A 21895-nucleotide genomic window follows, 5' to 3' on the forward strand; every position below is an offset into this window, starting at 1 on the left:
CCGGGGAAGCCGCCCGGGGCGGTCTATTTGTTGCTGGTCTGACGAACGCCGCGTCGCGCTGTGCTGCGATCAAGGGTTGACGTCCGCTCGTCAGAATGGCGGCGCAAGAACGGACATGTCGCAGGTCTCGCTCGGCCCGCGCGCCACAATTCTTTCTCCAATTCCCTTGATTTGAATCAATGCGGCATCGCGCTGCCGACCATTGTCTGCGCGGTGCCTGGGGGCCGCTCACCTTGGAGGTTCCCGATGATGAAAGCAGTAGTGATCGGAACAGCTGCGCTCCTTCTTGCCGCACCGTCGATTGCCAACGCGCAATCTCCGTCCCCTGCGACGCCAGAACGGCTGAACACAGTGGACCGGAGTACACTGATGGACATGCGGATCGATCTGACCAAGGCCGCGTTGCAGCTTACACCTGACCAGGAAAAACTCTGGCCGCCTGTCGAGAGCGCCATTCGTGCCAGGGCGGAAGATCGGAAGGCCCGTGTTGCAAAAATCTCGGAAACAGTGGGTAGACGGGCCGACCAAAATGCCGTCGAAACCATGCGCAATCGTGACCCCATCGCCTTCTTGCAACGACGCTCGGAGGCATTGGCTCAACGATCAGCCGATTTGGATAAACTCGCCGAGGCGTGGCAGCCACTCTACAAGACCCTCAGTCCCGAACAGAGGCAGCGCATGGGAGCCCTCGCGGTCCTTGTCCTTCACGATATGAGTGATGTCGTGGAACGACGTCGTGCGCAGGCCGAGGACGAGGACTGAAGCAGGGTGTTGATTCATACCGGCCGCGTGATGGTCTGAACCTGCGCGGCAAACTAACTTTAAGCCTGGGCGATGTCCCCTTTGGTAGGGCCGACATCCCCAGGCAGCATGCGCGACCAACGACCGCCGCTGCGATTCCGTTTCCCAAGATCACAAGGTGACTAGGGCCGCAACCAGCCACCTGTTGGGGACCGCGACATCGAAGCTGAGGTCCAGACTCAACGACACACGTAGGAACCATTCACCAGTACGCGCACACAGGCTGTACCGGCGGCCGCCGCGCCGACCGCAGCCCCCCCTACGACTGCCCGTCGCGTCTGTCTGCGCGCAACGCCTGCGACGCTCATCGGCGTCGCCGGTCGTCCGACCCTGGCTTCTGCGCCTTGTACAAGCGACAGGCCGTCGCTCTCCGACCAATTAATCGTGCCAAATCCACACGCCAGCCCGATTGCTACGAATGCGAGCTGCATTCCGCCAATCCGCTTCATCATGAGCCTCCTTGTGGTCAGTGTGTACCTTGCCTGTCGATACTTCCCCGATGGCGAACGCGTCGCTTGATCCACGTCAATGGCGAGGAGCTATCTTGGACGAGGTTGCTATTCGGAACTTTGGCAAAAGCTGCATAGTGCACGATACAATCCCGAGCCTTCGTGCTCTCGGAGCTATGCTGCGCTATCGACGCAGCGAAGCCTTCTCCGAGGCGGGTGCGTTCTCGACAGAAGGCGGAGAAACGGCGCATGCCGCCCGAGATTTGAGAGCGCCTGCCATGCTCGAAGGTCTGATCTATCTAGTCATCAACGTCGTTGTCGTCGGTCTCGTGATCTGGCTATTGCGCTTCCTGATCGAGTTGAACCCCCTTGGCGGGCCGTTGCGACGAGTCGCAAACGTCGCGGTGGTGGTGATGGGTGTCCTGATAATCGTCATGTTGCTCATGAACTTCGTGGGCAAGCATCTCATGGCTTAACGCTCGCATGGCCTTCGGCTCTGCCGGTGCGATACATCGTCTTAATGGCTTTCCCCGGCAGAATGCTGTGCGAGCCGTTTGCGCGCCTAGTCGGGACAGGCGGCATTAGTGGGGCCTCCTTCCTGATCGTCAGCCAGCCAGGACTGGATGCGGGACGCCGGAATGAGTTGCTTGGGAGAATGCGGATTGATGGTGCCAGCCAACAGCACCAAGCCGTCCTCAAGCTTTGAGCGAGCGAACGCCTTGGCCTCGGCCTCGGTTGCAAACGTCCTCGTTTCATGGGGACTTCGCGGTTTCGGAAGCAGGCCACTTCTGCGAACTTCAAAGGTCACGTACCAAATTGCCGTCACCTCCTTTCTAATTACAGTGGAGTGACGATGCCGTCGCCATCTCAGCCCTTCGCGAGCCTCAAGGGCGGGCTCGAAGCCTGCAGATGCCAGGCATGACTGGCTTACAGCATCGCCTCTCCATCAAGACCGATCGTTGTTTTGAGAACAGCCTTGACGCCGTGCCGATCGTCCTCAGGCGGATGCAAACTGCTCTTCATCCAACCCATGACGATTGGGGACGTGAGCGGATCAAGAGAACACTCCTTTGACGAACGAGATCGCTGGTCCGCCGTGAGCCACGCGCGCACACTGGTGCGCGGACGCTCACCCCGCAGAGAACACAATTGTCGCCATCCCCGGACAAGCATGATTGACCTTGTACCGCTCTGGAGCGCTCCAAGCTGACCTACGGGTGCACACTTGCTCCTGAGGTCGGCCGCTGATTTGGAGCTTGAAATTGCCGCTCGCACCATTGTCCGAAAGGGAAGCAGCGGTAACAGGCGATGCCTGCGTAGCTTCGCAAGTGTTAGCTCTCCCGACGCGAAGCAGGCGCGGGGAAGTACGTTTTCTCGCGATTGAACTGCGCGAGGCCGATCAGATGCTAGCTCGATGGTGGTTCACTGGTACAGCGCGCAAACGCCTGCATTCCATCGTACGCATCTGCGGACGTCCCGGCGGGTCTGGCGGATTGTGGTTCTGGCTACGCACACGCCGTTGACCATCGTCCTACCCGGCCCGCAGCCGGCAGCGACTTGCGTGATGAGATCGTCCGACTGAATCGGCGCGCGTGGCATTGCCTGCGTCGATGACGCGATGGCCAACGCAAAACCTGCAACAGCAAATAGCCTGATCATCGTCACTCTCCTTTTGAAATCACGCAAAGCAAGGTTGGTGCCCTTCGAAGGCAACATCAATCCGCATGCAGGACCAGGAAGAGTTTTATCTGGAGGCGGCCGTTTGGACCGCCTCCTGGTCGCTGCGTGTTTCCTTGCTGGCCGACGTACATGGTTCCGTCGCCGCCCTTGATCAGTGTGCCGGGCGTGCAACAAATTCCGTTGCTTTGCGCACAATCACTTGTTAGCGCGACCCTTTAGATCAGGATGCCATAACGTCGCTGATACCCTGACGGGCCGAAGTCCTTGTCCGCTTCACCGGCCTTCGTCTGTGTTTTACGGACAGCGGAACGGCAAGCCGTTGGCGCCTGTGACCAAAGTCCCCGATGTGCAGGCCATGCCGGCGGGCGTTATGTACCAGCCACTGCTGTCGCCGGCTGTGGACGCAGGATAGTAGGCATTAGCTCCCAAGGCTCCACCACCGTAGGAAGGCCCACCTCTGGCGGGACTCACGCCCGTAACTCCATAGTTGTCGACACCTGTGTCGTAAGGGCTGCCTCCCCATCCCCAGTTGGGGGATGTGGCCGCCACTGCAGCGGCTGTGCCTACGGCGGCCGCGCCGGCGACGCCGGCGCCGACCACCCCGGCACCATACCCGTACGCAGCCCGCCGATTTTGCCGGCGAGCAACACCTGCAACGCTCATTGGGGTCAGCGGTCGACCGACCCGTGCTTGGGCACTCTCCATCGACAAGGAGACGCCGTGTTGTTCAGACCAGCTAAACGAGAACAGTGCCGCGCATGCGACAGTTGAGCCCGCAATTGCAAGTTTTGTTAGAAGCATCTGTCTCATGAACTTGCTCCATTACTGGCTTGCCCCATGCTGAAAAGATGCTGCCTCACCGTCGGGTCGGCATTGCGCTAGATCAAAGTTGGACGAGGGAGCTTGCGAGCCTCGGATGAGGCAGAGACTCTGACGCTACCAACGACTTTTCTTCGATGGTGCGCGAGCCCGTGACGGCAAGAACGCACAGCGTTTTCGAATTGAAAGAGGCGGCGCTCGCGCCGCCTCTCGTTGCAGTCCGCGTGCTTACTGGCAGACGTACATGATTCCGTCACCGCCCTTGATCAATGTGCCGGGCGTGCAACCAATGCCGTTGAGCCTCGCATAGCTATCCCAACCGTCGTAGCAGGTATAGGAAGCACGGCCAAAGACTCCAACCGTCGTGCCGTACCCGGTCCCGCCGCCGGCCCCACACCAGGGGCCGCCAGCATAGTAGGTTCGCACTGCGTACCAGGGCAGACCGGTTTGATCGGGTATGTAGTGACTGTAGGGATACGGGCTGACATAGAGTCGCCTCGCCTGGGCACTCTCAACTGAGAGCGAAATCCCGCGCTGCTCAGACCAGTCAACGGTGAACAGTGCTGCAAAGGCGATAGTCGAAGTTGCAATTGCAAAAGTTCTGAAAGCTGTCTGCTTCATCGTTTTGCTCCTATACTGTCGTCCCCTTTGCATAAGAAGCCTGTCGGTTGACGCCGACATGACGAGGATCAATTTGGTCTGCCTCGTGACTGAACCTTAAATTGCGTCTTGAAGGATTTGTGCACGCAATCGTGCGCAAGGGGCAGCCGAGAGATGTTGATGCGCCGCGCTCTCTGGTGTGTTTGCTCGGTGTTACGTCGAGGCTGAGGTGGGTTGGCGGATCGCTTCAGGCACGACAGGGTTTGTTGCGAAATCGTGCCGCACCCGAACAATATCGCCGATCTAAGCCGCCACCGCCTGCGCCGACAACAGCTGCCTCAGCTTCGCCGCCGGCACGGCGGGGCTGAACAGCCAGCCCTGCATCTGGCTGCATCCGAGCTGCCGCAGCACCTCGCGCTGGGCTTCGGTCTCGACGCCTTCGGCCGTCGTCGCCATGTGGCGGGCGGCCGCCATGTGCACCACCGCCTGCACGATCGGAGAGGAATCCTCGGACTGGCCGATGTCGCTGATGAAGCTGCGGTCGATCTTGATCTTGTCGAACGGGAAGCGGTGCAGATAGCTCAGCGACGAATAGCCGGTGCCGAAATCGTCGAGCGCGATGCGTACGCCGAGCTCGCGCAGTTGCTGGAGGATCGTCAGCGCCTCCTCGTCGTCGCGGATGAGCACGGTCTCGGTGACCTCGAGCTCGAGCCGTCCGGGCGCAAGTCCTGACTCCGCGAGCGCGGCTGCAACCTTGAGCGCCAGCGTCCTGGCGCGGAACTGCACTGGCGAGACGTTGACCGCGATGTGGATATCGCCGGGCCAGCTCGCGGCCTCGGTGCAGGCCTGCTTCAGCACCCATTCGCCGATCTCGCCGATCAGTCCGGTCTCTTCCGCGACCGGAATGAAATCGACGGGCGAGATCATGCCGCGCTCGGGATGGCGCCAGCGCAGCAGCGCCTCGCAGCCGTTGACCACATTGGCCGCGAGATCGACCAGCGGCTGGTAATGCACCTCGAACTCGCCGCGGGCGAGGGCCTGGCGCAGGTCGAGCTCGAGCTGGCGGCGCAGCCGCGCCTTGGCGTCGTATTCGGGCACGAAGAGGCGGAAGGTGCGGCGGCCCTCGGACTTCGCGGCATACATCGCGAGATCGGCGCGCTTGAGCAGATCGTCGAGATTGTCGCCGTGATCGGGCGCGATCGCGATGCCGATGCTGGCATCGGTCGGGATCTCCTGGCCCTTGCAGTCCACGGGCGTACGCAGCGCTTTCAGGATATTTTCCGCCAGCGCCGTCAGCTCGGTCCGGTCGCTGGTGCCGGCCTTGACGATGGCGAATTCGTCACCGCCCAGGCGCGCAACGAGGTCGTTGCCGCTGACGCAGGCGCGCAGGCGGTTGGCGACCTGGCGGAGCAGCTCGTCGCCGACCTCGTGGCCGAGCGAATCGTTAACGCCCTTGAATTCGTCGACGTCGATGTAGAGGATCGCGAACGGCTGGCCCTGGGCAAGCTCCGCGATGCGGCGCTCCAGATGGCCGCGCATCAGCACGCGGTTGGGCAAGTCGGTCAGCGCGTCGTAATGCGCCATATGCGCGATGCGCTCGTCGGCGCGGATGCGTTCGGTGACGTCGTCGTGGGTCGCGAGCCAGCCGCCGGCGGCGCCGGGCTGGTTCTTGATCTCGATCAGGCGGCCGTCCGCGGTCTCGACGACGGCGCTCTGGGTTCGCCCGGTATTGCTCAGAATGTCGTCGCAATAGGACGCGACGTCACCGTGGAACGATCCGGTGTCATAGCGATGCTGGATCACGTCGCGGAAATAGGCACCGGGCTTCACCACGTCGGCCGACAGTCCGTACATCTCGATGTAGCGCCGGTTGCAGACGATCAGGCGCTCGTCCTGGTCGAACATCAACAGGCCTTGCGTCATGGTGTTCATCGCGGTGTCGAGCTGCTGCTTCTCCGCGGCGAGCCTGCGCGTCATCTGGCGGAAGATCAGGAACAGCGTGAGCACGAGCAGGCCGATCGACAGCACGGCGACGGCGACGAAGAATTTTGTCTGCGTCCGCCAGGTGGCCAGCGTCGCGTCCAGCGATTTGGTCGCGACCACGACCAGCGGCTCACCGGTCAGGAGGCGCGCGGCGACGATGCGGTCCTTGCCGTCGATCGGGCTGGCGAGCTGCGTCGTGACGAAGGTGCGCTCGAACACCGCCATCTGCTCGCGCGTGCCGTTGCGAAAATTCTGTCCGATCATCGTGTCGACATGCGGAACGCGCGCGAGCAGCTGGCCATTCTGGTGGTGCATCGCGATCGAGGATTCCTCGCCGAGCCCGGCCGAGGCGAAGAAGGATTCGAGCTGCTCCGGCGAAATGGCCCGCGACACCATGCCGAGGAATTCGCCGTGGGGACCGGAGACACGCCGCGCGAACACGATCGCAGCTCCGTTGCCGAGCCGGCCGGGCACGACCTCGATCTCTTCCTGCGAGGCCGGATCGTTCCTGAGGCGATTGAAGTAGCCGCGGTCGGCGACCGAAATATCGGCGACCGGCCAGCGCCGCGACGAGTTGATCAGCACGCCGTTGGAATCGAACACGTTGGCGCCGGCGACGTCGGACCAGCCGCTGGCCTTTGCGCGCAGCACCTCGTGCATGGCCAGCGTGGCCATCTCGCTGCGGAAGAGATCGGCGGATGCGATGCCGTGACTTTCAAGCTCGGCGATGACGCTCTTCTGGAGCACCGCAAAGTCGGCGAATTCGCGGTCGAAATGCCGGGCGAGCATGCGCACGGAGTTTTCCAGGCTGTCGCGGCCGCTCTCGATTGCATTTTGCCGGAAACGATCGACGGTGAGCGCGGTGCCGATGGCCATCGCGACCATCAGCACGAAGCCGCCGGCGATCAGCCACGTCAGCGGCGCGCCCTGCCAACGGCGGAGCAACGCGCGCATGCGCGTGGTCCATCGGATTGATGTGCCCATCCAGCCCTCCCGTGGGATGCAAGATGCAGCAAAACCGACAAGAGCCCGTTACCAGTAAGGGTTAGGAAAACATGAATCGGAACGGAATCAGAGGGTTGATTTCCCTCGATCGGCGGGAGCTCCGCTGGCTGGATTTACGGTGACGCGATTCCGGGGGATCACCGGCGGATTTCCCACCTCAAGGCTTCCGCATTCTTCTTGGCGAACGTCTCGGGCACGTCGAACTTTCCGGTCTCGAGATCATAGCGGCAATGCCAGCCGCCCAGTCCCTTCATGGCGACGTTCTTGGGATGATTGTCATATTCGCCCGACAGCGAGATCACGAGGTAGCGGTTGTTGGGCCAGTCCATGCCGAGCGAGCGATAGGCCTCTTCCGTACCCTCCATGAGATTGGCCGAGATGTGGAAGTCGAGCTTGGCGAACCTCTTCGTCTCCGGCCGGCCGTAGAAATAGGCCCAGGCGAGATCGCTGAGCGGCTTCTTCGTCGCGCTCGCGAAGGCGCCCTTCTCGACATGGTAGAGATAGAGGTCCTGCTCGCCCGAGCCGGTCTTCTGCATCCGCACCAGCCATTGCGAGTCGCCGGTGAAGCGGAAGCCGGCCCCGTAGCCCTGCTCGGGCTTCAGCTCCGTCATCTGCTCGCCGCGGCGAGCCCAGACCTGCCATTTGACGTCCCAATCCCCGCCGTCCTTCATGTACTGCTCGATCCTGGTGGCGCCATCGGGCGAGGTGAAGGCGAGGCCGGCATTGTTGGTGAGGATGTAGTCCGGCGGCGGGCCGGATGCGGCGAGCGCCGGAGAGGCGGCCAGTGTCAAGACAAGCGCCAGCCATGGTGCAGGACGGCAAAATGCGGTCACGGAAAAAAATCCTCAAGAAATGACCGCGATGCGGCCTCGGTGATTTGACGCCGTCGGTGCCCCGCCGGTTCATGCCGGGCGTGCCGGAACGAAAGGTGCATCATCCCAATGATCGACTTGCTGACGCAGCCAAATCGGCGCAATTTGCCGGCTTCGGTTGATTTGCGATCCAAGGGTTCATTGTCTGATGATCACCGCTTCCAAGGCCTTCATTGCATTCTGCCTGCTCGCGGTGGGCGGCACCCTGCTGGTGATCGGTCCCACCGAGCTGCGCCGCCTGCTGCCGGGCGGCGCGCAGACCGGGATCGCCGTCGCCGCCAAGCCGGAGGCAACGCCCGAAGCCAAGGCCGAGACCAAGCCAGAGCCGAAGCCGGACGAGCCAAAGCTCGCCGCCGCCGCGCCGCCTGCACCATCGGCGCCCCCAGCCTCCGCGCCGAAGGTCGATGCGCTGGCCGAGACGCAGAAGCAGGCCATGGCGCTGGCCGATCTCGTGCCGGCCAAGCCGCCGGCGGCCACGACCGATGCCGGCCCGCGGTTCGACGTCGCGCGCGTCGACGATCACGGCGAGGCGGCGGTGATCGCGGGTCGGGCCGCGCCGGGTGCACAGGTCGAGCTGCTGCGCGACGGCAAGCCGCTCGATACGGTTGTCGCCGATGCCTCGGGCCAGTTCGTGATGACCCCGCCGCAGCTTCCCGCCGGCTCCTATGAGCTGACCCTGCGGGCGAAAGCGCCTGACGGTACCGTGACGCAGTCGGGCCGCAGCATGCCGGTGACCATCGCCGAAGCCGCGCCGCCGCCCGCGCGCCCGGCACCGGCCGCGAAGCTGGAGCTGAAGCAGGCCGAGAAGTCCGACGACAAGTCTGATGTCGTGGCATCCCTGCCGTCGGCATCGGCGCGCCAGGCATCGGCGCATGACAGGCCCACGGTTCAGCCGAGATTTATCGGTGCACCGAAACCCAGGGTGATGGCGCGAGCGCCCGCGGCCACGACCGTTGCATCGGCGTCGCCGGCGGACGCCATCAGCGGCGCACCGGCCGAAGCAGGCGGCAACCGGGTCATCTCCCGCGGCGACAGCCTGTGGGCGCTCAGCAGGCTCGCTTACGGTGACGGCGCCCGCTACGCGGTGATCTACAACGCCAACCGGGGCAAGATCCACAACCCCAACCTGATCTATCCCGGCCAGACTTTTGTGGTGCCGCGGAAGGCGGAGTGAGACCGCATCGGCAACGCCGGTGCGCGTTGCGACGCTTTGCCCTCCGTCTCTCCGGAACATTCGGTTCCCCAGCGCGTCATTGTGATGCGTCGTAGTGCGCGCTTGCCGCTGGGAGGAGGCCAAGGTGGTCAGGTCCGCTTTCATGTCCGGACGCATGGGACTGGCGCTGGCGGGCGCTACTCTTGTGATTGCGGCAGTGCTGCTGCCGAATAAGGCCGAGGCACAGTTCGGATTGCGCGGTGGTCCGCTCGGTGTCGCGCGCTTTGCCGTCGGCCACGTGATCGGCATGACTCGCCTGCGCCATGCGCGCATGGCGGTACGGGGCGGCCGATACCGCTCCGCCGCGCTGAGGTCGCAGGATCCTCGCGGCGCCGAACGCGGCCAGCCGGCCAACCCCTACATCCTGCGTGCGGCGCTTACGGCGCAAGCTGCGCTGTCGGGCTGGCACGGTGGCCGTCGCCCGCAGGGCTGGTGGCGCCACCCCGATGGCAGCTATGGCTGGGCGGGCCCGGTGTTCTGGCCGTTCGCGCATGACGACCTCACCACCGCGATCATCCTGGGCGATACGACCAGCCTCTCGCTCTATGGCTATGGCGACATCTACGCCGCGATCTTCGCGCCCTATGCGGCCACGGAGTTCGCCGCCTACACAGCGCCGCAAGGCAGGCGCGCGCGAAAGGTCCCTTCGGTCGAGGCCGTTTGCGATGCCAGCGACACCGGCGGCCTGCCGGTCGACCGTATCGTCGCCCTGGTGCAGCCGAACGAATTGCAGCGCACAGCGCTCGATGAGCTCGCGACCGCCTGGGTCGCTGCGCGCGACACCATTCGCACGGCCTGCCTGACGCAGGTCCCCGCGACCGCCGCGGAGCGCCTCGGCCTGATGCAGACGCGCCTCGCGGCCATGATCAAGGCGACGGACGCAATCGCGCCGCCGCTCGCAAAATTCGTCGATCTCCTCGATGCCGGCCAGAAGGCAAAGCTCGACGCGCTGGCCAACGAGCGCCGTGCCGCGCTTGCGGCCGGCCAGCGCAAGGATGCGCAGACGCCAGCCGCGTGCGAGGCCGGCTACGATCCCCGCTATGATGTGCAGGCGCAGCGGCAATACGAGCAGCTCGTGCAGCAGCAATGGCCCGCCGGCGAGATCGCGTCCACGCTGAGGCTCGACGACACCGCTCGCGCCCGGCTTGAGGTGCTCCAGGACACTACGCTGCGCACCATGGAGACGCTCAGCGCCTGCCCGACCCATGCGGCCGCAACGCCGCAGGCCCGCCTCACGGCCGTGAAGGCGCGGCTGGAGACGATGCTGCAGGCAGTGAAGGGCGTCGGCGACGCGCTCGACGATTTCGAGGCAGACTTGAGCGACGAGCAGAAGGTCGGCTTCGAGGCGATCGGGCCGAAGCGCGGGGCGTGATCAGCCGCACGCCCAGTCGAACTTCATGTCCTTGAAGTCGAGCTGCGCGTTGCCGCCGCCGAAATTGTAGCCGCCGAAATATTCCTCGAACTCGATGTAGAACGGGCTCATCTCCGGCACCGCCTGGCACGGCCGCATGGTGCCGCCGAGATGGTTGTGCGCGTGATCCTTGCCCCAGTCATGCAGGCGGAAATTGTCGCGGCTCGGCACGCCGCCGACATAGTAATAGTAGGGCTGATAACCAGTCGGCGGGTTTTGTCGGGTGTGCTCGTCCTGCGGGCCCTTGCCGGCATTGGGATCGGTCGCGCGTGGCACAAGCGCGATCGCGCGGGTCTCGCTGAGATCGGCGCGCAGCTGCGCGGCAAACATCTTTTTTGCGTAAGGCGCGGCGGCCTCGAAGAAGGCACTGGCGCCGCCGACGTCGAGCCAGCGCGGCCGATCGGCTGTCGCAAGCGGAAGCGGTGCCGGCGGCGCCGCGAATGCGCCCTCATATTCGGCCTTGGTCAGCAGCAACGCTGCATATTCGTAGTCGAGAATATCGGTCATGCGCGAAAGCCGCGGATGCGCTGGTCGCGCCGCCACGGCCTCGCGAATCTCGGGATCATCGGGCGCACCGCCGTCATTGTGGTCGGGCGCGGTGGCGAAGAACGAGACCGCAACGATGTCCTCGCCATGCACGCGATAGTCTTCCGGCAGCTTCAAGGTGAAGCCGTGCATCAGCGGAAAGCCGGTGACGAGATCGAGCGGCCATTGCTCGCTGCTGATGCCCGGCGGCAGGCCATAGACCCAACCGTGATCGCGCGCACGATCAGCGGGACGGTCCAGCATCTGCATATCATACGCGCGCGAAGGCAAGGCAAACGCCACGATCGTCTCCATCCGAAATCGAGCCTCGACCCCGAGGCGATCGTTAGTCGCAGGGAGGAGGGATGTGGTTCGTGGGAGGGTGTGGGAGATGATACCATTCCGCCGGTGTTTTGCCCGACGTGTCAAACCACTCCCGCACCCGCGTAAGTCATTGATCTTGCGGACCCCGTCTACTGTGCATGGGGTTGTTTTCGACTTTTTTGTTGTTGGCTACCCTCTCCGCCGCGCTGCGGACGCATCCACCACGTTCTCCACCTGCTCGCGCCAGGACAAAATCTCCATCGCCAGCACCGGGTGATTGAACCCCTTGAGCACGAGGTCGTCGAGCGCGCGGGCTTCGACCCAGGGCTCGACGATGCCGTAGACGCGGCGGCTGACCACGATCTGGTTGGCCTTGGCTTCGTCGCAGAGACGCGAGGCGAGGTTGGTGACGCTGCCGATCGCGGCATATTCCAGCCGCTGCTCGAAGCCGACCTGGCCGAGCGTGGCATAGCCGAGCGCGATGCCGATGCCGAAGCCGAGCGTGTGCCCGCGGTTGCGCCACTTCTCGGTCAGCGGGCCGATCGTGTCGCGCATCTCCACCGCCATCTGGACCGCGCGCCGCGTGTGGTCCTCGAACTGGATCGGCGCGTTGAACAGGATCATCACGCCATCGCCGGCATATTTGTCGAGCGTGCCCTCGTATTTGAAGATCAGCTTGCCGAGCGCTGCGTGATATTCGCGCAGCACGTTCATCGCCTCTTCCGGCTCGGTCGCCTCGGTGAAGGCGGTGAAGCCGCGCAAATCGCAGAACAGCACGGTGACCTCGCGGCGATGGCTGTCGAGCAGCGAGTCATGACCATCCGACGAAGCGATGAGCTGGGCGACCTGCGGCGCGAGAAATCGTTCGAGCCGTTTGATGCGGCTGATCTCGCCGAGCTGCTTCTCGACGCGCTCTTCCAGTGAGCGGTTCCAGTTGCGAAGCTGCTCGGTCTGCTCCTGGAGCTTGGCCGCCTGCTGCTGCACGGTGTTATGTGCCGCGGCGAGCTCGCGGCCCTTGTGATCGACCTCGGTGAACAGCCGCGCGTTGCGCATCGCCAGCACGGCCTGGTTGGCAAAGGTGCGCATCAGGCCGGTGAGGCTTCCGCCGAACTCGCCGCCGGCCCGGCGCAGCACCACCAGCGAGCCGAGCGTGCCCTGCTGGTCCACCAGCGGCACCACCAGCACCGAGTGGAAGCCGGCATCGACCGCGACGTCGCGCAGCGGCTGCTCGGAGGCCCGGTCGAGATCGGCGATCGCGATCGGCTCGCCGCTATCGGCGGCATCGCTCAGGATGTTGGCGCCCTGCTGGATCGTGACATGCGCGCCGTCGGCCGATTTGTCGATGCCGTTGGATTCGATCAGGTTGAAGCGGCGCGTCTCGGCATCGAAGCCATAGATCAGCACCGCATCGGCATGGGTGATCTCGATCGCGCGCGCCGCGATGGTCGGCAGCACGGCGTTGAGATCGAGCGAGGAGGCGACCGCACGGCCGACCTCTTCCAGCGCCTTGAGCTCGTTGATCGACTGCGCGAGATCGCGGGTGCGCTCCTCGACCTTGGTCTCCAGGTCCGAATAGGTTTCCTGGAGCTGGCCGGCCATGCGGTTGAACTGGCCGGCGAGGTCTTCCAGCTCGTCGGAGGTGTGGACGTCGATGCGGTGGCTGAAATCGCCTTCGCCGAGCTTGTGCGCGCCGTCGCGCAGCGCCGTGATCGGGATGATCATGCGGCGGGCGAGCAGCGTGCCGGCGAGGATCGCGACCATCAGGCCCATGCCGATCAAGAGCGCGATGCGCACGAGCTGGTCGCGGATCGGCATCAACGCCTGCGTGGTCGGCTGCTCGAACATCACGTTCCAGCCGAGCTTCGGCACGGTGCTCGCGGCGCTCATCACCGCATGGCCGTTGAAGTCGGTGCCCGAGGTGTCCGGCTCGCGGCCGGGCGCAATCGCCGCCGCCACCTGCGGCAGCTTCGACAGGTCCTTGCCGACATCGGGCCCTTTCGACGACGTCGCCAGCACGCGGCCGCGCGGATCGACCACATAGGCGAACGCGGCCTTGCCGACCTGGGCGTCGGACAGGAAGTCGGAGAGGAAGCTGAGGTCGATCTCGGCCACGGTGACGCCGGCATTGAAACCGGAATGCGCCAGCGAGATCGACATCATCGGCGTCCGGTCGGAGAACCAGGCCGGCGCGTAGCTGACGCCGCGGGCAACCGTGTCGGTGAAGCGCATGTCGCGGGAGAGGTCGGCATTGCCGCCGGTCGTGGTCGACTGGCGCGAGACGCGCAGCACCTCGCGTCCCTCGCCGTTGAGCTGGAACAGCTGATTGACGACCGAGACCTGGTGCAGGAGCGATGCGTAGTCGGCGCGGCGCTTCTCGAGCGTGTCCTGGCTTGCCCGCGTCACCCAGCTGATCTGGCGCTCGAGCTCGGAGATCGACTGCTCGATCCGCCGGGCGGCTCCTTGCGCCTTGTCGTCGAGCCCGTCGGTCAGCTGGGTCTTGGTGGCGCGATAGGAGATCCAGGTCTCCATCGCGCCGTTGACGGCGAGGACAAACACGACGAGGCCGACGAGGGAGACGACGTATTTGGCGAACAGGCCCTCGCGCAGAAACCGTGTCTTGTCTTTCGCTCCCGCCATCCAGATCCTCTCGCGCCGTCATCGACGCCGACGCTACGGGCCGTACCGGTCCAGGCGCCCTTCTACCACAATTCGGGCCAGCGGGCCGTCCAGCGACCTGTGGACCGGCCGGCGTGGTTACCGCTGTCGAGGCCGGGGCTCGGCCGAAGGGGTCGTGAATTGTCGCGGCCTCATCCCTTTGGATGAAGCGGCGGACGGGGAGGCCGATGTAGGGATTGGCGTGGAGTCCAGTGCGTTGGTCGGCCAATCATCGATTAAAGAGCTGTCGCAGCACGTCGTTCATCGGCTGGCTGTCCTGCTGCACCACCGCCGGGTCGTCCTGGGCCGGGGGCGCGGGAGAGGCCTGCGGAGCGGGGGTGGACGGTGTCGCCGGCAGGCCGCGGCTGCGGCCGGTGCCAGTGCTGGTCCCCGCACCGCTGGAGAGCCCCTGCTGGATCAAATTGCCGATCGCCTCGCCCAGCGGGCCGCCGAGCGGGTTGTTCTGTCCCGGCTGCTGGGTTTGCGGATTGGCATTGCCGGCCGCGTTGCCGCCGCCCGGCGCTGCGGCGCCGCCCAACCCGAGGCTGCCCAGGAGATTGCCGAGCCCTGCGCCATCAGGGCCGAACAGGCCCTTGCCCATCTCGCGCAGCTTGGCATAGGCGGCATCCGGATTGTCCAGCATGCCGGCCATGTCAGGGTAGATCCGCGGCTGCGACCAGCTGCCCTGGATCATCACGGGAATGCCGAAGCCGACCGGCTCCGACGTGCGGCCCTGGCCTTCGGTCGTCATCACGAGCTTCGGCTCGACGCGAAAACCCATCATCTTGGTGTCGAGGGCGATGGTGCCGGCGCCGGTCACGCGCACCAGCGGTCCGATCAGATTGAGATCGGTCGTCACCGCCTGCCCCTTGTCGATGCGGAAGGACGCCGAGAGCTGCGACAGATCCGTGCTCTGGGCCTCACTGTCCTGCCAGCCCGACAGCGTGCCCGACGTCAGCGAGCGGATCATCTGCGCGATATTGATGCCGCGGATGGCGCCGTCCTGGAAATTGACGAAGGCCGTGCCCTGCATGTTCGCCATCAGCGCGCGCTGGCTGGTGCCGGCGCTGCGCAGCGCGAGCTTGGCTTGCAGCTTGCCGTCGATCCGGTCGAACTCGGCAAGGCCCTGGAGCAGCGGCAGTGCGCGCACGCCGACGAGATCGGAATGCATGGCAAAGCTCGGTGCGCCGCTTGTGGCATCCAGGATCACCTCGCCCGAGACCTGGCCGTCATAGGCGCCGAGATTGGCGGTGCCGGCCTTCAGCACGCCGCCGGCGAGCTTCGCATCGAGCGCCAGCGGCGCGAGGCGCGCATCGCCGATCACGGCCTCGTTCGCGGAGATCCTGATTTGTGCGTCGACATAATTGAGCCCGGACACGTCGATCGGTGCATTGCTCCAGGGCTGTCCCGACGTGCCCTCCGGCGATTTCGCCACCGGAATCGCGAGCCGCTGGAAGTCGAGATCGACCTTGACCAGGGGCTTGCTCGCAATATCGACCGAGGCCCAGCCGTTGAAGGCGCCGTCGCCGAGCCTGCCGTTCACGCCGTTGATCATCACGACATCGCCGCTCAGCCGCATCTCGGCATGACCGGTGAGCTGGGACTTCAGCACATCAGGCATGTCGATGGCGAAATCCACCGGAATGGTCGGCCGGTCGGCCGGCGGCGCCGGCGTCGACGCCTTGATGTCGAACTTGGTCGGGTGATCGCCGACCCGCGCGGTGCCGGCGATGTCGACCTTGCGGTCGCGGCCAACGACGGCGTCGGCGTTGATGGCGCTGATGCGGCCCTCGACACGGTCGCGCACGCGCGCGAACGCGACTTCGCCGTCGACGACCTTGACGCGGTCGATGGTCGCACCACCGGTGTCGAGCGCCAGCGGCTTCGACGCGGTGCCGGCATTCGGCAGTCGCTCACGCAGCAGCGGCTGGTGGAGCACGGGATGGGTGACGACGAGTTCGCTGATCTTCGGGCTGCCCGACCATACGCTCGAGAGCGACATGTCGGCCTGCACGCTGTCGACCGTCAGGCGCGTGATGCCGCTGCGGTCCTTCGGGTCCTGAAGCGTGAGATCGTTGAGTGTGACGTTCAGCGTCGGCCACAGGCTGATCTTCGTGGTGCCGTCGATGGACAGGCGGTAGCCGGTCGCGCTCTCGACCCGCGAGGCAATCGTCGTGGTCAGGAATCCCGAGGGAATCCCGATCACGAGGAGAAGCCCGATCACGATGATGACGGCGGCTATCGCCGCGCCGGCGAATTTCACTGCTCTCATGTCGACTTTCCAACGACGGACAATCGGCGGCGAATCCCGCAGATGACCGTCCTATGCATCCGTCCTTTGCGCCTGAGTTTATCCCCGGACGGGAAGCGGCTCCAAGCACGTAAAAATAGTCAGGGGGTGCTGCAAAGTTATGTGACTTATGACACACTTCCCCGGCGCGGTATTACGCGATCCTGATTTGATGGTTCCAAGCGATTTGCCAGGGAAACTGGCTAAGGAAATTCACAAGGACATTGAAATGAGCAAGCAGGCCGAATTTGCGGTCATCCTGAAGATGAACGCGATGTTCGCCGATCTCGGCGCAGACGAGCTCCAGCGGCTGTCGAATCTCTGCCACACCCAGCATCTGGGGAACGGCGAGGTGCTGTTCCAGAAGGGCGATGCGGGGGACGCGCTGTTCGGCGTGCGCCGGGGCCAGGTCCGTATCGAGACCGGCGTCTCCGACGGCAGCCGTCTGACCCTGAACTTCATGGGGTCGGGCGACCTGTTCGGCGAGGTCGCGGTGCTGGACGGCCAGAGCCGGACTGCGGATGCGACCGCAGGCGAAGCCAGTGAATTGTTCGTGCTGCGGCGCGAAGATTTTCTCAGCTTCCTCGAACGCGAGCCGAAGGTCGCAATCAAAATCATCGCGCTGCTGTGCCAGCGCATCCGCTGGCAGAGCGAGCGCATGGAAGAATCCATGCTGCAACCGCTGCCGGTGCGGCTGGCGCGGCGGCTCTGCGCGCTCGCCGCCGATTTCGGCTCGGAGGTCCACATCTCGCAGGAGCAGCTCGGCATCTTCGTCGGCGCGGCCCGCGAGAGCGTCAACCGCCAGCTTCAGGCGTGGCGCAAGGAGGCGATCCTCGATCTCCAGCGCGGCCGCATCCTGCTGCGGAACATGACCAAGCTGACGGCCATCGCGCGGAACGAGTAGGGGATCGGCTAAACCGCTTCGTCGTTCGGACGGCGCGACCGGTGCGCTTGAACGCTTCGTAGCGGAGACGATCTCCTGCGACGTCGGGTTCGCTGACGCCGCTCGCTGAACCAGCTTGAGCTGTCGACGTCCGTATCACGGCTACTCCGCCGCGGGGTGTACCATGCCCTTTTTATCCGGCGCCGTGCCGTGATGATCGGCGGTGTCGGCATCCTCGCTGTGCACGATCAGGCGCTTTGCGAATCGCCAGATCAGGGCGCCGAGATCGTCCATCACCATGAACATCGCGGGCACGAACACCAGCGACAGGATGGTCGAGAAGATCAGGCCGCCGATCACCGCGAGCGCCATCGGCGAGCGGAACTCGCCGCCGGCGCCGACCGCGAGCGCGCTCGGCGTCATGCCCGCGGCCATCGCGATCGTGGTCATCACGATCGGGCGCGCGCGCTTCATGCCGGCGTCGATCATCGCTTCCTCGCGCGGCTTGCCGGCGCGGATCGCCTCGATGGCGAATTCCACCAGCATGATCGCGTTCTTGGTGACGATACCCATCAGCATCAGGATGCCGATCCAGACCGGCGTGGTGAGCTGCTTACCGGTGATGAGCAGTGCGGCGATGGCGCCGCCGATCGAGAGCGGCAGCGAGAACAGGATGGTGATCGGCTGCAGGAAGGTGCCGAACAGCAGCACCAGCACGGCGTAGACCATCATCAGGCCCGCGGTGATTGCAGTGGCGAAGCCGTCGGACAGCTCGTTCAGGCTTTCGGCGTCGCCGGAGGGCGAGACCTTCACGCCCTTCGGCCGGCTCTTCATCACCGGCAGGTCGTAGATCTTCTTGGTCGCGTCGCCGAGCGCGGCGGAGCCGACGAGGTCGGCGGCGACGGTTGCCTGCCGCTCACGATCGTAGCGGTTGATGCTGGTCGGACCCTGGTCGAGCTTGACGTCGGCGATGACCGAGAGCGGCACGCCGCCCTTCTCGCCGCGCTCGCCGAGCGGCACGCGCAGCTGTTCGAGCGTCCTCAGATTACCGCGCGCGGCGTCCTCGAGCTGAACGCGGATCGGCACCAGGCGGTCGCCGACGTCGAACTTGGCGAGCGCGGGCCCGACATCGCCGATGGTGGCGACGCGGATGGTCTGCGACAGGCTTTCCGTGGAGACGCCGAGGCGCGCGGCGAGATCTGCGCGCGGCTCGATGCGCAGCTCGGGCCGCTCGAGCGTGGTTTCCGAGATCACGTTGGAGATCGTCGGAATCCGCTTCATCTGCGTCGCGAGCTCGCTGGCGACGTTGTTGACGATGTTGGCGTCGACGCCGGTCACGACCAGCGAGATGGCGCGCAGGCCGTTCTCGTCGAGGAACCAGAAGCGGATGTCGGGAACGTTCTCCAGCTCCTGGCTGATCGAGAATTCGAGCTCGCGCTGGGTGATGTCGCGGCTGTCCTTGGGCGTGTAGCTGATGATCAGAGAGGCGCGCCGGACTTCCTGGGTGCCCGGCGGGACGCGCCCGCCATCGACGAAGATGCTCTTCACCTCCGGCCGCTTGCGCAGGCGTGCGACGATGTCCTCGGTGACCTTCTCGGTGTAGGCAAGCTGGGTGCCCGGCGGCAGCTCGAGCGCCAGCAGCGAGCGCGCGCTGTCCTGCGCCGGCAGGAAGCCCTGCGGCAGCAGCGTGATGCTCCAGATTGAGGCGGCGAACACCCCGAAGCCGATCAGCACGGTGATGAAATGGTGCTTCACCGACCAGGCCACGATCCTGTGATAGGCCCGCAGCACGCGGCCGGGCGGCGGCTCTTCGTGCGCATGGTGCTTGAGGAAGTAGGCGGCCAGCACCGGCGTGACGAAGCGCGCCGCGAGCAGCGAGAAGAACACTTGCACCGAGACGGTGATGCCGAACTGCTTGAAGAACTGTCCGGCGATGCCCGACATGAAGCTCGCTGGCGCGAAGATCGCAATGATCGTCAGCGAGATCGCGATCACCGCGAGGCCGATTTCGTCGGCGGCCTCGAGCGCGGCACGGTAGGGCGATTTGCCCATGTTCATGTGCCGGACGATGTTCTCGATCTCGACGATGGCGTCGTCGACGAGAATACCTGTCGACAGCGTGATGGCGAGGAAGCTGACGAGGTTCAGCGAGAAGCCGAGAAGGTCCATCGCCCAGAACGCCGGGAAGATCGACAGCGGGAGCGAGATCGCGGCAATGATGGTGGCGCGCAAGTCCCGCAGGAACAGGAGCACGATGATGACGGCAAGGATGGCGCCTTCGAACAGGGTCGAGATCGCCGCGTGGTAATTGCCGTTGGTATATTCGACCGAGGTGTCGATCACCTTCAGGTCGACGTCGGGATAGGCGGCCTTCAGCGCGTCGATGCGCTTCTGCACGGCCTCGGCCACTTTCACATCGCTGGCGCCCTTGGATCGCTTGATGCCGAGCGCGACCACCGGCTCGCCGTTGAAGCGGGCGAAGGTGCGGCGGTCGGCGATGGTGTCGGTGACGGTGCCGAGATCGTCGAGCCGGACCTCACCGCCGCCGAACAGCGGGATCATGGTGCCGGCGAGATCGCCCAGTGTCTTCGCGCCCGCAAGCGTGCGGATCGCCTGGTCGTTCTTGCCGATCTCGGCGCGGCCGCCGGCGACGTCGACATTGGTGCCGCGCAGGCTTTGGCTGACATTGACCGCGGTCAGCCCCATCGCCTGCATCCGGTCCGGATCGAGCGAGACCAGGATCTCGCGCTCGACACCGCCGATGCGCTCGACCTGGGCGACGCCGCGCACGCCCTGCAGCGCGCGCTTGACCACGTCGTCAACGAAATAGGAGAGCTGCTCCGGCGTCTTGCCGGGCGAGATCGCGGCATAGGTGACGATCGGCAGGCCGATGACGTCGACGCGCTGGATCAGCGGCTCGGTGACGTTCTGCGGCAGGTTCGATCGTACCCGCGTCACCGCGTCCTTGACGTCGTTGAGCGCGCGGTCGGTGTTGGTTTCCAGCGCGAACTGGATGGTGGTCACTGACACGCCGTCGGTGATCGAGGAGGTGATGTGCCTGACACCCTCGACGCCGGAGACGGCGTCTTCAACCGTCTTGGTGACCTGGGATTCGAGTTCTGCGGGTGCGGCGCCGAACTGCGACACCACGACCGAGATCACGGGAATGTCGGCCGAAGGCAGCCGCGTCACGGCGAGCTTGGTGAAGGACACCCAGCCGAGGACCAGGAGGATGATCGAGAAGACGACCGACGGCAGCGGATTGCGGATCGACCAAGCCGAGATATTGAGAGCCATCAGCGTACCCGCGTGCGATCGAGTTCATCGGCGAACATGGTCTTGATCTGGTCGCCGTCATGGAGCGAAGACCCGGCGTCGGCCACGACGATTTCGCCGACCTCGAGGCCTTCCAGGATTTCCGTCGCGCTGTCGGACGACAGCCCGACCCGTACCTTGCGCGTCTCGACAATATTGTTTTTGACGACCTGAATGGTGAGATGGTCGATCGCGGTCTTGGGGATCGAGACGCCGCAGCTTCGCTTGGCGTCGATCGAGGCGCGGGCAAACACGCCGACCTTGAGCGATGGATTGTTGGTGACGCTGATGCGGACGCGGCCGAGCTGCGTGGTGCGGTCGATTTCGGGCGCGACCAGCCGGACCCGGCCGATCAAATCGGGCGCGTCATCGCGGCTGATGCGCACGGTCGCGCCGGGATTGAGCTTGGGCATGTGCACCGCCGGGACCTGGGCGTCGAGCTCGATCTCGTTGTTGACGGCGATGCGGAACATCGGGCCGGCCTGCGGCGAGGCGGGCGCGCCGACGACGGTACGCACTTCGGTGACGAGGCCCGGCGCGGGCGCCTTCAGCGAGATCGGGCCTTGCGGGCCGGGTCTTTGCGGCTGGCCGGGGATCTGCGGCGGCGCCGTCAGGCGCGCCAGCTCCTGATTGTCGGTGACCATGGCGCCTTCGGTGACGAAGAGGTCGGTGACCCTGGAGCCTTCCTGGTCGGCGACGACCACGGCCTCGCGGCGCGGCACGAAGAAGCCGGTCACCCGCACGAGGTCGGAGAAGCAGGCGTTGGTCGACTTCGTCACGATGACGAGCGCCTCGCTCGGCGTTTCCTTCGCCTCGGGGCGATGCCGATGCTCGAACAGATAATAGCCGACGCCGAGCGCAACGACGAACACCACGGTTCCGGCAGGCTTGAGATATTCGGAGGCGTTCATCGCCGGATTGTCCTGGCCTGGCTCACGGCCATCCGCACGAGGCCTGCTGAGAGCGTTTCCCTGAAATAAAGCGGCGTCCCACAAGGCTGCGGGACGCGCTTTTGAAGCAAGACTTTACACCACATCACGACTTGGCACTTCAAAGGATTTGGCACTTCA

Annotated in this window: 14 protein-coding genes; 5 read left to right on the top strand and 9 right to left on the bottom strand. The window is 64.9% G+C overall.

Going from position 1 to position 21895, the window contains the following annotated elements:
- The first annotated feature begins 246 nt into the window (after positions 1-246).
- Positions 247-762: a Spy/CpxP family protein refolding chaperone gene (locus AB7Z56_RS02630; RefSeq protein ID WP_354095960.1), complete on the top strand. Its 516-nt coding sequence runs from the start codon at positions 247-249 to the stop codon at positions 760-762.
- A gap of 218 nt (positions 763-980) precedes the next feature.
- Here the strand turns inward: AB7Z56_RS02630 and AB7Z56_RS02635 are convergent, their stop codons facing one another.
- A complete protein-coding gene (locus AB7Z56_RS02635; protein WP_283017917.1) occupies positions 981-1250 on the bottom strand; it encodes a hypothetical protein in 270 nt (89 codons plus the stop codon).
- Positions 1251-1426: 176 nt separating this feature from the next.
- On the opposite strand from AB7Z56_RS02635, the gene AB7Z56_RS02640 reads away from it, so the two are divergent.
- Positions 1427-1726 carry a hypothetical protein gene (locus tag AB7Z56_RS02640; protein ID WP_354095961.1) on the top strand — a complete coding sequence of 100 codons (300 nt, stop codon included), beginning with the start codon at positions 1427-1429 and terminating at the stop codon, positions 1724-1726.
- Positions 1727-3977: 2251 nt separating this feature from the next.
- Here the strand turns inward: AB7Z56_RS02640 and AB7Z56_RS02645 are convergent.
- The 3 genes from AB7Z56_RS02645 to AB7Z56_RS02655 form a co-directional block, all read right to left on the bottom strand.
- Positions 3978-4370 (bottom strand): hypothetical protein, encoded by a 393-nt coding sequence (locus AB7Z56_RS02645; protein ID WP_283017920.1) that lies wholly within the window; start codon positions 4368-4370, stop codon positions 3978-3980.
- A gap of 282 nt (positions 4371-4652) precedes the next feature.
- Positions 4653-7316 (bottom strand): bifunctional diguanylate cyclase/phosphodiesterase, encoded by a 2664-nt coding sequence (locus AB7Z56_RS02650; RefSeq protein WP_283017921.1) that lies wholly within the window; start codon positions 7314-7316, stop codon positions 4653-4655.
- A 158-nt stretch (positions 7317-7474) separates the two neighbouring features.
- Entirely contained in the window at positions 7475-8170 is a 696-nt protein-coding gene (locus AB7Z56_RS02655; RefSeq protein ID WP_231143775.1) for a hypothetical protein, read from the bottom strand.
- Positions 8171-8357: 187 nt separating this feature from the next.
- Here AB7Z56_RS02655 and AB7Z56_RS02660 point away from each other — a divergent pair, with 187 nt between their 5' ends.
- Complete coding sequence (locus AB7Z56_RS02660) at positions 8358-9383, top strand: LysM peptidoglycan-binding domain-containing protein (RefSeq protein ID WP_441256151.1); 1026 nt, start codon at positions 8358-8360, stop codon at positions 9381-9383.
- A 142-nt stretch (positions 9384-9525) separates the two neighbouring features.
- On the top strand, positions 9526-10794 hold the full coding sequence (locus tag AB7Z56_RS02665; RefSeq protein ID WP_063986002.1) for a Spy/CpxP family protein refolding chaperone: 1269 nt from the start codon (positions 9526-9528) through the stop codon (positions 10792-10794).
- On the opposite strand, the gene AB7Z56_RS02670 is transcribed toward AB7Z56_RS02665, so the two are convergent.
- The 3 genes from AB7Z56_RS02670 to AB7Z56_RS02680 form a co-directional block, all read right to left on the bottom strand.
- Positions 10795-11661: a hypothetical protein gene (locus AB7Z56_RS02670; RefSeq protein ID WP_441256152.1), complete on the bottom strand. Its 867-nt coding sequence runs from the start codon at positions 11659-11661 to the stop codon at positions 10795-10797. It lies immediately after the preceding gene.
- Positions 11662-11871: 210 nt separating this feature from the next.
- Entirely contained in the window at positions 11872-14319 is a 2448-nt protein-coding gene (locus AB7Z56_RS02675) for an adenylate/guanylate cyclase domain-containing protein (RefSeq protein ID WP_063980491.1), read from the bottom strand.
- Between the two features lie 247 nt (positions 14320-14566).
- Complete coding sequence (locus AB7Z56_RS02680; protein ID WP_231143776.1) at positions 14567-16609, bottom strand: AsmA family protein; 2043 nt, start codon at positions 16607-16609, stop codon at positions 14567-14569.
- A gap of 247 nt (positions 16610-16856) precedes the next feature.
- On the opposite strand from AB7Z56_RS02680, the gene AB7Z56_RS02685 reads away from it, so the two are divergent.
- The gene (locus AB7Z56_RS02685; protein WP_063980493.1) at positions 16857-17531 is read left to right on the top strand and encodes a Crp/Fnr family transcriptional regulator; all 675 of its coding nucleotides are present in this window, start codon (positions 16857-16859) and stop codon (positions 17529-17531) included.
- Positions 17532-17672: 141 nt separating this feature from the next.
- On the opposite strand, the gene AB7Z56_RS02690 is transcribed toward AB7Z56_RS02685, so the two are convergent.
- Positions 17673-20807, bottom strand: a complete 3135-nt coding sequence (locus tag AB7Z56_RS02690; protein WP_441256153.1) for an efflux RND transporter permease subunit — start codon at positions 20805-20807, stop codon at positions 17673-17675.
- Complete coding sequence (locus tag AB7Z56_RS02695) at positions 20807-21736, bottom strand: efflux RND transporter periplasmic adaptor subunit (RefSeq protein WP_063980495.1); 930 nt, start codon at positions 21734-21736, stop codon at positions 20807-20809. The genes AB7Z56_RS02690 and AB7Z56_RS02695 overlap by 1 nt, the downstream gene beginning before the upstream one ends.
- Positions 21737-21895: the final 159 nt, after the last annotated feature.

The sequence above is a fragment of the Bradyrhizobium sp. 482_C4_N1_8 genome (assembly GCF_052075965.1).
GTDB lineage: Bacteria > Pseudomonadota > Alphaproteobacteria > Rhizobiales > Xanthobacteraceae > Bradyrhizobium > Bradyrhizobium barranii.

Coding starts and splice junctions, on each gene's coding strand:
- AB7Z56_RS02640 (WP_354095961.1), top strand. CDS start 1,427: ATGCTGCGCTATCGACGCAGCGAAGCCTTCTCCGAGGCGGGTGCGTTC.
- AB7Z56_RS02650 (WP_283017921.1), bottom strand. CDS start 7,316: ATGGGCACATCAATCCGATGGACCACGCGCATGCGCGCGTTGCTCCGC.
- AB7Z56_RS02665 (WP_063986002.1), top strand. CDS start 9,526: ATGTCCGGACGCATGGGACTGGCGCTGGCGGGCGCTACTCTTGTGATT.
- AB7Z56_RS02635 (WP_283017917.1), bottom strand. CDS start 1,250: ATGAAGCGGATTGGCGGAATGCAGCTCGCATTCGTAGCAATCGGGCTG.
- AB7Z56_RS02660 (WP_441256151.1), top strand. CDS start 8,358: ATGATCACCGCTTCCAAGGCCTTCATTGCATTCTGCCTGCTCGCGGTG.
- AB7Z56_RS02685 (WP_063980493.1), top strand. CDS start 16,857: ATGAGCAAGCAGGCCGAATTTGCGGTCATCCTGAAGATGAACGCGATG.
- AB7Z56_RS02690 (WP_441256153.1), bottom strand. CDS start 20,807: ATGGCTCTCAATATCTCGGCTTGGTCGATCCGCAATCCGCTGCCGTCG.
- AB7Z56_RS02645 (WP_283017920.1), bottom strand. CDS start 4,370: ATGAAGCAGACAGCTTTCAGAACTTTTGCAATTGCAACTTCGACTATC.
- AB7Z56_RS02695 (WP_063980495.1), bottom strand. CDS start 21,736: ATGAACGCCTCCGAATATCTCAAGCCTGCCGGAACCGTGGTGTTCGTC.
- AB7Z56_RS02630 (WP_354095960.1), top strand. CDS start 247: ATGATGAAAGCAGTAGTGATCGGAACAGCTGCGCTCCTTCTTGCCGCA.
- AB7Z56_RS02680 (WP_231143776.1), bottom strand. CDS start 16,609: ATGAGAGCAGTGAAATTCGCCGGCGCGGCGATAGCCGCCGTCATCATC.
- AB7Z56_RS02675 (WP_063980491.1), bottom strand. CDS start 14,319: ATGGCGGGAGCGAAAGACAAGACACGGTTTCTGCGCGAGGGCCTGTTC.